This is a genomic window from Marinobacter halophilus (assembly GCF_003007685.1).
Taxonomy (GTDB): Bacteria; Pseudomonadota; Gammaproteobacteria; order Pseudomonadales; family Oleiphilaceae; genus Marinobacter; species Marinobacter halophilus.
Genome location: NZ_PXNN01000017.1, coordinates 282,073 through 296,128, shown reverse-complemented (window position 1 = coordinate 296,128; position 14,056 = coordinate 282,073). Strand labels below are relative to the sequence as shown.

The 14,056-nt window shown below is 53.2% G+C and carries 10 protein-coding genes; 4 read left to right on the top strand and 6 right to left on the bottom strand.

The window, feature by feature from the left end; all coding sequences use genetic code 11:
• Positions 1–104 precede the first annotated feature (104 nt).
• The 4 genes from C7H08_RS15220 to C7H08_RS18265 all read left to right on the top strand — a co-directional run bounded on the left by C7H08_RS15220 (position 105) and on the right by C7H08_RS18265 (position 4,157).
• The gene (locus tag C7H08_RS15220) at positions 105–737 is read left to right on the top strand and encodes a hypothetical protein (RefSeq protein ID WP_106673088.1); all 633 of its coding nucleotides are present in this window, start codon (positions 105–107) and stop codon (positions 735–737) included.
• A 102-nt stretch (positions 738–839) separates the two neighbouring features.
• On the top strand, positions 840–2,381 hold the full coding sequence (locus C7H08_RS15215) for a golvesin C-terminal-like domain-containing protein (protein WP_106673087.1): 1,542 nt from the start codon (positions 840–842) through the stop codon (positions 2,379–2,381).
• Positions 2,382–2,443: 62 nt separating this feature from the next.
• A complete protein-coding gene (locus tag C7H08_RS15210; RefSeq protein WP_106673086.1) occupies positions 2,444–3,334 on the top strand; it encodes a polysaccharide pyruvyl transferase family protein in 891 nt (296 codons plus the stop codon).
• Between the two features lie 154 nt (positions 3,335–3,488).
• On the top strand, positions 3,489–4,157 hold the full coding sequence (locus C7H08_RS18265; RefSeq protein WP_188445261.1) for a THxN family PEP-CTERM protein: 669 nt from the start codon (positions 3,489–3,491) through the stop codon (positions 4,155–4,157).
• 96 nt (positions 4,158–4,253) lie between these two features.
• On the opposite strand, the gene xrtA is transcribed toward C7H08_RS18265, so the two are convergent.
• The 6 genes from xrtA to C7H08_RS15175 form a co-directional block, all read right to left on the bottom strand.
• On the bottom strand, positions 4,254–5,774 hold the full coding sequence (xrtA, locus tag C7H08_RS15200; RefSeq protein WP_106673085.1) for an exosortase A: 1,521 nt from the start codon (positions 5,772–5,774) through the stop codon (positions 4,254–4,256).
• Positions 5,774–8,476 carry a tetratricopeptide repeat protein gene (locus C7H08_RS15195; protein WP_106673084.1) on the bottom strand — a complete coding sequence of 901 codons (2,703 nt, stop codon included), beginning with the start codon at positions 8,474–8,476 and terminating at the stop codon, positions 5,774–5,776. Before C7H08_RS15195 ends, xrtA begins: the two co-directional genes overlap by 1 nt.
• A 51-nt stretch (positions 8,477–8,527) precedes the next feature.
• On the bottom strand, positions 8,528–9,898 hold the full coding sequence (gene prsR / locus C7H08_RS15190; protein WP_106673612.1) for a PEP-CTERM-box response regulator transcription factor: 1,371 nt from the start codon (positions 9,896–9,898) through the stop codon (positions 8,528–8,530).
• Positions 9,899–10,032: 134 nt separating this feature from the next.
• On the bottom strand, positions 10,033–12,168 hold the full coding sequence (gene prsK / locus C7H08_RS15185) for an XrtA/PEP-CTERM system histidine kinase PrsK (protein ID WP_106673083.1): 2,136 nt from the start codon (positions 12,166–12,168) through the stop codon (positions 10,033–10,035).
• 111 nt (positions 12,169–12,279) lie between these two features.
• On the bottom strand, positions 12,280–13,227 hold the full coding sequence (locus tag C7H08_RS15180) for an SDR family oxidoreductase (protein WP_106673082.1): 948 nt from the start codon (positions 13,225–13,227) through the stop codon (positions 12,280–12,282).
• Entirely contained in the window at positions 13,227–14,042 is an 816-nt protein-coding gene (locus tag C7H08_RS15175; protein WP_106673081.1) for a lysophospholipid acyltransferase family protein, read from the bottom strand. Before C7H08_RS15175 ends, C7H08_RS15180 begins: the two co-directional genes overlap by 1 nt.
• Positions 14,043–14,056: the final 14 nt, after the last annotated feature.

Genomic DNA, 14,056 nt, shown 5'->3' with positions numbered 1-14,056 from the left:
CTTCCCGCTGTTTTAGTCTTTTTTTTCGTGCTGTATTGACTTCAGGAAGAGGTTTTCGCCGTTTGGTCCGGCGGTTCCGTTACCTATGGATAGGGATGTGCGGTATGAAACATTTAATCTTAGCTGTGTTTTTGCTTTCGGTGGCGTGTGGCGTACACGCGAAACCTTTCTATTCCTATGATTTGCATGGAATGGTTACCGGGGATATCGGCGGTGTTGCCTCCCTATCAGGTGTGCATATGGGAGATGAGTTTACTATCCGCTTGAATATTTGGACGCATAATTCGGGGCAGCACAAGGTTTCTTTTCAGGGGGTAATCGGCGATTGGGCTTTTCTCGAGCAACAGACGGTGGCTAGTTACCATTGGGGTGACTGGTCGCCGGAGCGTTTCTACACATTCGGTAGTTATTCGCCGTTAACCCCCCCTGAAGGAAACGGCTCGACGGTTTATCCATACGCTCTATATCTGGGGTTTCTGGGTTTGGAGCAAACCGGAACAGTCACGATTCCCGAAGAAAACCGACTAATCCGGGACACGGGTGAAATCAACCTGAATCAGTTTCACTCGGGGGGCTTTCACTTCTGGTTCTTCAATCAGGAAATTGGCAGCCCCTTTGGTACTGAAGAGGATCTCTATGGCTCGATAACTCGCATCGTTGCGGTTCCGGAGCCTAGTACACTGCTGCTGTCGGCGCTTTGGTTTGCTTTTTTGTGTATTAAAAGACATCTACGATAAAAAACAGGGCTATATCGCAAAACGAACTATAGCTGAACCTGTGCGTGCCTGAATATGTGCCATCCTCCTTGTAGTGATACGTGCAACAGCGGAGGGGTGGTGATGAGCAAGGCAAATATACTGGTTTTGGTGGTTGCCTCGGGAAGCGTGGTGACAGGTTGTAGCAGCTTTAAACCGAAGTTTGATTTTGACGAGCTACCAGCACCCGGAGCTGGCATTGAGGCCGAGTACATTATTGATAACACCAACTCCGGATTTTATACCGACGGCGAATGGACTGAATCCAGTTCTGTAAGAGGTTACATTGGGGAAGGTTACCTGGCTGTTGCGGCTGGCACCGGCGAAAAGTCCGCTACCTGGAACCTGAACGTCGTGAAACGGCTTGATGTATATTCGAGGTGGACAGCTCATGGAAACCGCGGCTCCAATGTGAAGTATGTTGTGCATCACCTGAACGATCAGGATCTTCTGACCACTACGACGATTGAGGTTGATCAACGTGATTTCGGTGGCGAATGGTTCAAACTGGGCACCTTCCGCATGTCAACGCTTACCGGCCGGGTTACCGTTTCCAACGATTCAGACGGCTACGTCATTGCCGATGCGATACTTTTTAAAGAGGCGGCCGAACTGACTTCTTTGGATGCTGACAATGACGGTATGCCGGATTCCTGGGAGCTTGAGCATGGGCTGGACCCCACCAATCCATTGGATGCTGACGAAGACCCTGATGGCGATGGGTTGACGAATCTAGAGGAGTTTCTGGGGATGACCGACCCGTTTAACGCCGACACCGATGGCGATGGCATGCCCGATGGCTATGAAACTTTTACAGGCTTAGATCCGACAGTGGCAGATGGTCATCTGAACAGAGACGGCGATGGTTATACTAATTACGAGGAATATCTGGCGGGCACAGACCCAAATGATCCCACAAGCGTATTAGCGGCGAATGCGGTGTTGCTCACCTGGGAAGCGCCGGTCGCACGAACTGACGGCAGTGCTCTTTCTCCTGAGGAAATTGATTATTATGAGTTGAAATACACCATTGCAAATGATTCCGCTAAGGTAATTGTTGTGGATAATGGGCAAAGCGGTTTCGTCGCGTATGGGCCTGACGTGAGTAGGTCGACTTCTACTGCCGGTTTTATTGGGGAGGATTACGTGGCGATGCCTGCTGGAACAGGAGAGAACAGTGCAACCTGGTCGTTTTATGATCTTTCTCCGGGAATTGAGCACAGGTTATCAGCGAACTGGACTTCCCATCCTAACCGAGCCACCAATGCTATCTATTTCATTCGATATCAAACTCAAGATGGCAAGTCCGACGAGAAACGGTATACCGTGGATCAGACATCAGGAGGTGGGGAGTGGCAGGAGTTAGGGGTTTTTACACCCGGCTCCAGTCAATTAACTGTTTCATTGTTAAACGAAGCCAATGGTTACGTTATTGCGGACGCTTTAAAGATAGAAGGGGCTTCAGAGAGGGTCGATATAGTTAAAATCGAATCTGACCAAAATCGCTCTTATGTTATTCGCGATCTTGCGCCTGGATCATGGCAGTTTCAAGTCAGAGCTGTGGATACTGCTGGGCAGCCGAGCGATTATTCCGAAGTACAAAGTACATTGATCGAAAATTTTTGATTTTACTTTAACCCCAACACATATGTTGGATGATTTAATTTATGATTGTTCCAGGTTAATATATGGCTATTTATTTCCACCAATCCTATAGCAAGAATCGTGGGATAAGGAATTTCGGGGATGATATCAATCCATGCTTGCTCGGTAAGATATTTCACAAATCTATTATTGAAAGTGATGAAATATGCTTAATTGGTATAGGTACTATACTTAACGACCGCGAACTAACTCGTGTCGACCACTATAAGAAAAAGATTGTTTTTTCTAGCGGTGTGGGATACGGAAGTCTAAATCTGTCCCGATTTGACTCCAGTTGGGACTTTGCATGTGTTCGGGGGCCTCGCTCCGCGACTGCCCTGAACCTCGAGCCCGAGAAAGCAATTGCAGATGGCGCAATTTTATTGTCAGATTTTCAAAGTAACTCTGCAGGCGGACCTGAAAAGAAGTATGCCACTACGTTTATTCCACACGTAGAATCTGATCTCGCGTCAGGATTTGGCCTGAAAAAACTTTGTGATGAACTAGGCATTCATTATTTAAGCCCAAGTGTAGGTTCGCGAGCCTTTATGCTTGATGTGGAAAGGTCTGAAAAGGTGTTAACTGAAGCGATGCATGGCGCTATTGTGGCTGATGCTTTACGGGTTCCCTGGGTACCAATGAAGTTTCATGTTCATGAGCGTTTCAAATGGGAAGATTGGTGTGAGTCGATGAATCTCCCATACTCATTAGCCGAGCTTGGCCCGGCGTTCTGGGATACGAAACAAGGCTCGTTTTCTCGTATCAAGCAGGGCTGGCAGTTCTTAAAGGCGCGAAAATGCAAAAAAAATCTGCGCCGGATTCTATTCTCATGTGCCCCAATGTTAAGCGAAAGCGCGATATTTGAAGATCGAAAAAAAGCCCTGCTAACCCGCGTTCAAAACATAAATGACCGGTACGCCGGTCAAAAAAAATAGTGAAGGAGGCTGTCGGATAACTTTACACCTTTTCATTTAATCTACTCTTAACGTACAGCAAGCGGCTGAAAAATAAGATCTAAATCTTCATGGCATGGATTTGGCTTACATAGTGCTGAGTTTCGAAGTAATCATTGGACGAGAAGGATCTACCATGAACAAGATGTTGGTTTTAGGTGGCGTACTCGCCGCTTCGTTGTCAGCACCATTGTTAGCAATGCCGGTTATTTCTGTTGATAGTGTGTCTGGCGTCTGGTCAGATGCCATTGGAGGCAGTCAGGTTGTCTACAGTGTAGACGGCCACGAAGTACGTTGGGGTGGTGGCCAGCCAACAAAAAGCGGCTATCGTTTTGATGGCTCTGCACCCTCTGCGTTTCCGGTGAATATAAACGAAGAATTTGATCTGGGTGATTTTACCCATTTCAACTTCCAGATTGACCCAAACACCGGCGTAGACAGTGTTTTGCTGAGCATTTCAATGTCTATCTCCGTTGAAGGAGCTCCATACGCGACGCCTCTGTCTTTCCGGTTCCTGCACGAAGAAACCCGTAACACGGGCAACGGTTGCTGTGATGACATCGTGTCTTTTGAGAGTTTAGCCTCTTCCGATTCGTTCGAAATTGATGGAGCACTGTATACGCTCGACCTGAGAGGGTTCAGTCAGGATGGTGGGCCGACGATGGAAGAGTTGATCACGACTGAACAATTCGCCAACGTAGCACAACTCAGAGGTGTGTTCACCAAGGTTCCTGAGCCAGGCACTCTTGCGCTGCTGGGTCTTGGCCTTGCCGGCCTGGGGCTTTCGCGTCGCCGCAAGTCCTGATTCGGATAAAGCCTGTCTACAAAGACGGTAGCGGTCTTTAAAAAGAAAACCCGGTACTCGCCTGAGTGCCGGGTTTTTTGTTGATGGGTTTGAACGTCAACCCTGAATGCCCTGCAGAAACCGGTCGAATGTGGCCCTCTGATCCGAACAGTCAGGTTTCTTTACGCCTTCGCTTTCTGCGGCTTCACACCGCCCCGCAAGAGCCCATAGCGCACCGCGGGCATCGCCTTGGAGCTTGTTAAAAGCCCCTTTGATCTTCACCTCGATTCTGGAGCTGGTGCGCTGGTCGCCTACCTGGTACCAGGACCACAAGATAACGTAGGATCCATCCGCGTTATTCTGAATGACCGTCTCGTTGACGGTGGGCGCGCTTACTGTCTGGTTGCTCTCCGGTGTTCGGGAGGTTGTGGACACGAGCTTCCATTGCTTGCGATCGAATAGCCGGTTGGCGTAGGCGATCAGTTCTCTGTTCTGGGCTTGTCGGCGATACCCGGTCAGCTGCAATTGCACCTGCTTCAGGTCGTCGGAGACGTACATTCCGCCGAGATCGATGTCTGGTTTTACGTAATCGGGCTGCCAGAGGTTGGCGTGGCGAAGAGGCCCGCTCCAGTCAGCGCCAGGCAGAGGCAGTTCCGGCGTCCATGCGCCAGCCATGCGCTCTGTTCTGGCGTCAAGCGCCGCCGATACCATGGCTGGAGATAAGATAAGCAGAGAGGCAATCAGTAGCCATTTGGGTGACAGGTGCTTGGCCCGATCTTGATCAGTCATGTGGTCAGGATCGGGGAGTATGTCGTCATTGCCGGACGTCGAAGGTTCCAGCTTGCCTGAAATAAAGAAAAGCGGCACCAGTGTCAGAATAATGAAAACAACCCATCCAAACAGCTCATGATCTTCGATAAGGGAGGTTTCCATATCGGTGTAGTGGCCCGCTGCGATAATGCCAAAGACCCGTATCCAGTTTGCCAGCATGGATAACAGGCCGGCAATGACGATTAGGAGTGCAATGCGAGTGGTTGAACGGTAGTAAAGCTGGCCGTAAAAGGCCGCCAGAAAAAGCGCGACCATCAGGTAACGTACACCGCTGCAGCCATCCTCCACCAGGAAGGTGCCAACCTCGAGGATAATGAAAAATTCGTGGATGGTGGCCGGGATATCCGCCGTCTGCAGCAAGATGGTGTTGAAGAATACGGTGATGTGCTGAAGAAGAGGGGAGAAGTCGTCCCAGACGGGTACCGCAAAAACCAGCAGCAGGATTGGCCCCCCGGCGGCAGTGACAAATGGCTTTCCCCATATCGACCAGCCCCAGAACAGGATAATCAGAGGTGCCAGTATCAGGCGGAAGAGCCTAATATCCGCGGCCTGGGACAGGATCAGTGCAGCAACCGATCCGGTGAGTAGAAACAACCCCAGTGCAGAGCCGTTCACTGAAAGTGCTCTGAGAGCCTGCCTTCTCTGGTACAGAAGAAAGAAGATGCCACCTAGTACCAGAAACCCGTGGTTGTATATGATTGAGCCGTACCACAGGTGGAAAAAAGACAGCCATTCAGGCCAGAGCGCCACCGCCAGCAGCGGAATGGAGGCCAGCCAGAGATACCGTGATTTCAATGCTTGATCCATCAGCCTTGATCACCGAATTTTTCCAGAATTCGTTGGGCCTCTGCGTTTTTACCAACAGCTCGGTAAGCCTCGGCCAGATGCAGGGCGATTTCCTGAGACTCGGGTTGCAGCTCGTGGGCCTTTTCAAGGATAGGCAGGCTTTCCTCAAGGTTGCCGGCTTTCAGCAGGATCCAGCCATAAGTGTCTACGACAGCTGCGTTCTCTGGGGCAAGATCGTAGGCTTTACGGGCCAGGGGCACGGCCCGTTCATCGCCGGTTTCAAAATAAAGCCAGGCCAGATTGTTCAGTACCATCGGGTTCTCGGGCATGGAGTTCAATATTTTCTCGTAATTGCCTTTGGCCTTCTCATTGTCTCCTTCAGACTGCTGCAGCAGAGCAAGCCTCAGTCGTAACGCTAAGTTGTCACGAAAGGTGTCCATGCCGGATTCGAGGAGTGACAGAGCTTCGTCTTCACGACCAGCAGCCTGTAAGGCTCCAGCGTGGGCATTCATGACACTTGCAGCGGGCTGTTTGTCCATCGCCAGTTGATAGAATTCGGCCGCTTGTTGGTGTTCTTGCTGGCTTTCAAAATAACGCGCTTCGAGCAGGTAAGGCCTGGGGGAATCCGGGTGTTGTTTTTTCGCGTCTTGAAGGATGCTTCGGGCCTGGTCGTTGTTTCCGGCTATAAAGGCTTGTTGGGCGGCCTGGAGTGCAATTTCCTCATGGTCAGGGAAAAGTACTCTGGCCCGGTTGAGGACAGCCGAAGCGCGGTCAGTCTCTCCGCTTGCTCTGAGCCTCGTCGCTACATTGTGGTAAATGTTGGCGACAAGAGGTGCTGCCCGTGACGGGGTGCTTTCCTCGTCTCGTTCGAGCAACGCAGCGGTCAGGTCGTCGGCTTCCTGGGTGTTTTCCTCTCGTAACGCCAGCTCCAGGAGTATGAGGCGTGGGCCAGTTGTGTCTGGATTATTCTCAAGAACATCGCGCATGAAACGTTCGGTTTCGTCTGGATCCAGTACGGAGGTCAGTCCCTGTAGCGCCTGACGGCTGTCCGGGGCGAGTTCGACGGCCCTGCGGAACTGTTTTTGTGCCTCGGCCTGGTTGTTCTGGCTCAGCGCCAGGCTGCCCAGTGCGATAACGGGCCCCAGGGCATTGGCATCTTTATTAAGCGCTTGTGTAAAGTATCCTTTCGCTTCCTCGGGTTTATCTTCGCTTGCTGACAGGTTTCCGCGAATAATCAGCGCGCCGACGTTGTCTGGTTCATCCTTGATCCACTCTGACGCGGTTTTAATGGCGGCGGCCCGATCACCGGAGCTTGCCTGAGCCTGAATCAGGAGGCTTCGGGCCGGATCCATGTCAGGTGCCTTGTTTAGCACCTGGGTAATCTGATCGATTGCTCGTGCATGGGAGCCCTGCTGATTCAGGTAGTTGGCATACCGCAAGCGTAACTGATGATTATCGGGTCGGAGTTCCAGAGCCTTTTCCATAAGCGCCTCACCGGTCTCGGTATCGCCACTGGCAAGCGATGCTATTGCCACCAAAGCCAGCGTTTCGGGATCGGAGTCTTTATTTTCCAGCGTGTTGAGTATGTCTTGGGCGCCCTGGGGGTTTCTCATGTGCAGCCGTGTGGCGGCCAGCAATTTGCTGGCACTTTCGGAGTCGCCAAGAGCTGCCACAGGGGCGAGCAGCTTCTCGGCTTCTTCAACGCGGCCTTGTCTGAAGCGAACAAGGCCAAGCATCAAGGCAGTTTGCTCATGGTTTGGAGCTTGTTTGAGCACTTCTTCCAGATAGCGACCAGCGTCGTTCAGGTTGCCTTGTTCCAGTGCATCCTGTGCCGCAGTCAGGTTGCTCTTTATCGTGCCGGGTGCAGACTTGGCAAGTATTTCCTCATAGACGAACGCTTCGGCCTGTTTTCCTTGTGCTCGTAACACGCGGATAAGAGCAGAAATGGTGGCGTATTTTCGCTGAGTCATGACGTCATACTGGCCAATGTCCTCAAGAGCTCTGATGTAGGCGTCTTCCGCTTCCGACCACTGTTCGGCCGAGTGCGCCATTTGAGCTTTCCAGAGCCACAGCTCGGTATTCTCTCCGTCAATCTGTTCTGCTTCTGTTACTAATTCACGCGCCCTATCTACGTCGCTGCTGACGAATGCCGTTTTTGATAGGCCAATAACCGGCTCGATCGCCCCTGAATCTATGCCTCCGGCTTTTTCGAATGCGGCTTTGGCTTGATCAAGGCGATCTGAAGCCAGGAAGATCTCGCCTTCGAGGAGTGCAGCCTTGGTTTCTACTGATCGATCGGGTGAAGTAATGTTGTTCAGTGCGGCCAGTGCCAGTTCATATTGCCTCTGCATCAGATTCGCTTCTGCAAAAATGAGGCTGGCACGATTTTTTACCGCGCTGCTGATTTCCTCTTCCGGGATCAGACCCATGACCAGGCTGAGCTGCCTTTCGGCGTTGGTCGCATCGCCAGCTTTTATAAGGTTGTCGATGATCAGGAAGTAAGGTTCGATTTTCTCCGGCTGCATTTCAATCGCACTGCGTGCCTCCAGCGTACTGGCCTTGAGCTCACCCTGGCGCTGGAAAAAGCGCGACTGGTCCAGGTGGCTGAGATACTGGATGTCCTCCTGGCTCATTTCTTCATTATTGTCGCCGGTGCAACCGGCAAGGGTAAGCGAAATGGCAATTGAAAGAAGGGTCGCTCGCACGGCTCGTACTGGTTTCATGGCCCTGTTCCTTTCCTTTTTGGATGTTGTTATGGATTCCCTGCCTGCTACTCAGGCACTCGGCGATTCAGCGGATGTTTCTATCCGGTACTTGTCGGTCAGGTTGTAAAGCGTTGGCCGGGTGATGCCCAGCAGTCGCGAGGCCTGTGCCATATTGAAGCTGCAGGACTGCAGTGCCTGTAAAATGACCGCCCGTTCTGCATTTTCACGCACCTGGCGCAGGTTCAGCTGGCTCTCGGGGCCCGCCATATCGCAGTTCAGTTCCAGGTCAGCCGCGGTAACGCGTTTGCCATCTGCCATGATGGTGGCCCGCTTCACCTTGTTGATCATTTCCCGGACGTTGCCGGGCCAGGGGTGGTTCTTGATGGCTTTGATGGCATCTTCGGTAAAGGTGAGGTTGGGGCGGTCCATCTGTTTGCCGAGTGATTGCAGCAACGATTGCGCCACTACCAGGGCATCTCCGTCCCGGTCGCGCAGCGCGGGCACATCCAGGGTAATTTCACTGATGCGGTAATAGAGGTCTTCGCGGAAGGTGCCCTGGGTGATGAGTTCCTGGACGTCACGGTGGGTTGCACACACCACGCGTACGTCTACGGGTACAGGTTTCACCGAACCTACCCGATCGACCACTCGTTCCTGCAGGAACCGCAGCAGCTTGGCCTGGAGCGCCATGGGCATGTCGCCGATTTCGTCCAGGAACAGGGTGCCGCCGTTGGCGTTTTCGATCTTGCCTTTTTTGCTCTGGGTGGCGCCGGTGAAGGAGCCTTTCTCGAACCCAAACAGTTCGCTTTCTAGCAGGTTCTCAGGGATGGCGGCACAGTTAATGGCGGCAAAAGGTTTGTCGGCCCGGGAGCTCAGATCATGCAGGGCGCGGGCAAGCAATTCTTTGCCGGTGCCGGTTTCGCCGGTGATCAGGGTGGTTACATCTGTGGGTGCGACTTTTTCGATGGTCCGGCAGATGGCGAGCATTTCCGGGCTGGCAGCGACGATACCTTTGATTCTGGTGCCGTTGCTTTGGCTGGCCAGCTCCCGGTTTTCCAGTTCCAGTTCAGCCAGGCGAAAGGCCCGGTTGACCACAAAGGTCAGGATGTCCGCATCCAGCGGCTTCTGATAGAAGTCCGAAGCGCCCATGCCGATGGCCTTGACGGCGTTTTCTTTATCTTCCCGGCCGGTAACCACGATGACTTTCGTCATGGGTGCCAGGCGCAGAATATCTTCGAGCAGAGCAAAGCCCTCGGATGCGCCGCCAGGGTCTGGTGGCAACCCGAGGTCCAGAGTCACTACCTGGGGCTCCATCCGCCGCAGCGCGGTCAGGGCAGACTCACGGTCGGATGCGACTGAGACTTCAATGGCGTCTGTGAAGCACCATCTCATCTGGCTTTGAAGGCCCGGGTCATCCTCTACAATCAGTAATTGCTTCACAACAAAAATCAGTCCTTTGGTCCGCATGCTACTCGGTTGCCGGATTGGCTGAACCGGCATTTCCATAGTTACGATTCTTAACTTAACATTGGCACTTTGCAATGCCGAATCAAACAAATTCCTTTGGCCGACGGTTAATTGACGGATTTCTCCGTCGGGGCTATCTCGCTGATTGGCATTAACGGGCTAGTGACCGGTTTGTCATCGCTGGCCTTGTACATCGGAATTCTCACTGAAAAGCAGGAGCCGACGCCGGGTTCGCTGGTCACGTCGATGCTGCCATCGAGTTCCCGGATGTATTCCCGGGCCTGATAGGCGCCTATGCCCATGCCGGTGAGCCCTTTGGTGCTTTCAAAAGGCTTGAATAACTGGCTGCGGATGAAGTCTTCGGTCATGCCGGTGCCGGTGTCCTGGATGAAAATCACCACATTACCTTTCGCGGTTTTCAGGTTGATGGATATTTCACCATTTGCCGGTGTGGCGTCCTGGGCGTTCTGGATCAAATGGCCCAGAACGCTGCGCAGCTGTTCTTTATCGGCGCATACGTCAATCTCGTCAGGTTCTCCTTTCAACAGCGGGGCCGGATGTCGGTGGCCGTGGTGATCAATCAGTTCACGAACCACTTGGGTAAGGTTTACCGGGCTTCGATGTTCCTCCGCCGGGCTGGAGGGTTTGCGGATATGATCCATCAGGTTGGCCATTTTACGGACGGCGTGATCGGTGGTGGCAATCATGTCGTCGATAAAGGCGGGATTAGCGCGATGTTTGGGGGCGTTTTTGACCAGCAGAGAGAGTTGGGCAATCAACGTTTTCAGGTCATGAACCATGAAGGCGGAGGCCTTGCTTACGGCCTCGAATTGCATGGCGCGAGATAGCCGGTTCTGGGCGTCGGTCTGGGCCAGCAGGTTACAGGTTTGGCGCGCAACAACTTTGATCAGGTCGAAGTTTTCCCAGTTAAGGTCTACCCGGGAGTAGGGCGCGCCCACCATGGCAATGCCGTACAGTTCGTTGCCAAGATACAGGGGGATGATCAGCCAGGCGTCTGGCGTGTCGGTGATCGGGTCTGGAATCTCCAGCAGGTTGTAGCGGACGGGGTCTGAGCGATATTCGTTTAAATCGATGATCCATTCCCGGTCCTGGAAGAATCGAACAATTTCGGCATCGCCATCGATGACGGTATATTTTGGTATCGCCACGTTAACGCTGGCTTTCAGCAGGTAGTCCTTTTGTTCGCCCTGAAGCCAAATGGCGCCGGTGTTGCTCTCCACCAGGCCGGCGAGAATGCGCACAACCCGCTCTGGCAAGGGTGGATCGTCGCTCAGGTTGGCCAGCTCCCGGGTCATTTTCAGCCACTCTTCGCGGTAATCGTATTTGTAATCGAAGAAGTTCTGGCTGATGAACACCATCAGCTTTCCCCGGATACGCCTGGACAGGAGCAGAGCGACGAGAAATGCCAGCGAGATGGAGATGAATAGAACTTGCAGTGCCTCGCCCCAGGCCCCACCTAAACCCCGAACGTAGTAACCGCCAATGGCCAGGAACAGCAAGTAGGCACCGGCAAACAAAAAGGTGCCTACATGAAAGACAGCTGATCGCGAGAGCTGGAAATCCACCGGTTGTTTGCGGGTGTTGATGACGTTAATGGCAAACAGTGGCATTAGTGCCGCATTGACGAATCCCCGGGCATTCCAGAAGGAATCCGCTACCTGGCCGAACAACAGTGCGTCTGCATACATGAAAAAATCAAACATGAAGATGGTGGCGATGCCAATGCACAGGTATTTCATTGAGGAGCGGCCAAACCCGGGCGCGTTTCGCCAGATTTGCTCAATCAACGACAGCCCGAGCAATGCCAGGGCAATCTGGCCGATGACTTTGGTTTTGCCATCCAGCAGGTTCAGGCCGAAGATGAACTCCAGGCTGCCGAGTGTCAGCAGCACGATCACCAGTCCAAATATGGAGATACCGAGGATTTTTTTGAGTTGGTTGGTCAGCTTGCCCTGGCGGAACGAGTCCCGAAGCATGGCGAACAGCAGCAGGATCCAGGCGGTGTCTCGCAGCAGTTCCAGCAAATAGCGAACAAAGAACCCGGGTTGTCCCCAGATGCTCTGGGCCACCAGGGTGGCCGCCCACAGGGTAGTGACGACAGAGGCCAGGAACAGGGCGCGATCAATATCCCGCCGCAGATAACGTGTGGCGATAAGTACAGACAACACGGCAAACATGGCCGCTGCTGCGCTGTGGCTGATCACGCTGAGATCCCAGAGCATTCGGTCTTTCCTTAAACCTTAATCCTGTATTAATTTTGTACAGGGTAGCTGTGAATTACCGACGGCGTCTATTGGTATCGGCAAATGGTATCGGCAATTTCCGGGCGCCGATCACACCGGCTTTTTGTTGTTCTTGTAATAGTAAAAGATCTCTTTCAGCGGACGCTTTGGCATGAACTCGAATTCATTGGCAAAGGCTCGGCCATCTATGATCACCGGGTACTTGAAGAAACCCAGTAAGTAGGGTGGAAAGCTGCGAAGGTTTAATACCCTGGAGATCATTTTTGGAACCACTGGCGGTATCGACGGTAGCGGGATTCGTTTGCAGCCACATAGCTTCAAGGCATGCTGATAGGCTACCCAATCCTGGGGTGCTACGTTGAACACGCCTTTTGTGGGTTTGTGCCAGGCCAGAACGATGGCGTCTGCCATGTCGTCGATGTGGATAAACTGCATCATTGGCGAGAAGCCGGCCAGCACGGGAGCCCGTTCACTGCCCAGCAGCGAACTCATGGAGTTGCGAACGCCCGGGCCAACGATGTTGCAGGGCCGCAGGATGGTGATGTTGAGTTCCGGATAGCGCCATAGATAGATATTGGCGAGGTTCTCGAGTTCTACCGAATCCACCAGGTCAGCACTTAGCCCGACGCTTTTGAGCGGGGCCGATTCGTCGATCAGTGCGGGGTTGTAGGCCACGGCTCCGTATACGTGGTAGGTGGAGAGCACAATGATTCTGCGGATGCCATATTTCTGGGACAGGTCGAGGAGTTTCTGGGTGCCCAGCACATTGGCGTTATAGCGCCGCATGCGGGTGAGCTGGCTCGACAGGATCCGGCCCAGGTGAATCACGCCGTCAAACTCATAGCGCCGGAACAGGTCTTCGAAAACCCGTTTGTTGAAATCGATGCAGTAGCTCGGGATGTCGTCGCCCAGGTACACCTGCTCCCGGAAATCCACGGCGACCAGGTCACAGGTTTTTCTGAGGCGATTGATCACTTGTTGGGCCAGAGCGCCAGCCGCGCCGGTGACCAGAATATGCGGTCTGCGTTTGGTGGTCATCAGAACAGTCTTTTCCTTTCGCTGAGTCCTTTGTCGATCAGCCGGCTGATCTCTGCTTTTACCGCTTCCACGCGTTCGGTCACGCGTTCTTCCGGTATTTCGGTGTTGTCAAAGTGCATAGGTGGGCCAAAGTTCAGGTGCACTTTGGCCGGGAAAATAACGGGTAATGCGACGGGTACGTAGGGTACACCCAGAACGTTGGCCAGTGGTTTGATGTTGGCGATGGCGGGAATGGTCTCCTCGCAGCCGACCACGCCCACCGGCACAATGGTCGCGTTGTACTGCATGGCCAGGTGCATGAAGCCGTTGCCGAATCGTTTTAACTGGTAGCGATCCCGGTACAGTTTGCCGGAGCCCCGAATGCCTTCCGGAAAGACGATCACGGCTTCGTCGTTTTCCAGCATCTTGGCACAATTGACGGGGTCGCCCAGCACCGCGCCCATTTCATTGAGCAGGTTGCCCAGCCAGGGCACGGTCGGGAAAAAACGCTCAATCATGGCCCGTGGCATGCGTGGCTTGTCTTTGCGGGAGGCCAGCGCGTAGCCGATCAGCAGCCCGTCCAACGGTAATTGCCCGGAGTGGTTGGCGATGATCAGCACCGGGCCTTCTGCAGGAACGTTGTCTACGCCATCAGCCTGCACACGAAAGTATTTTTCATAGATCTGGCGGGTGAACGAGAAACCGTACTTGACGGCTTCGTTGTTGTATCCCCAGGGGTCGTAGCCGAGGCTGCCGATGGGCTTGCGAATTCGGTCTATCTGGGCAGCCAGCTCTGCCGGTACCAGTCTGGATTTAAGCAATGATGCCAGGCTCATGCCCGCTCCCTGAG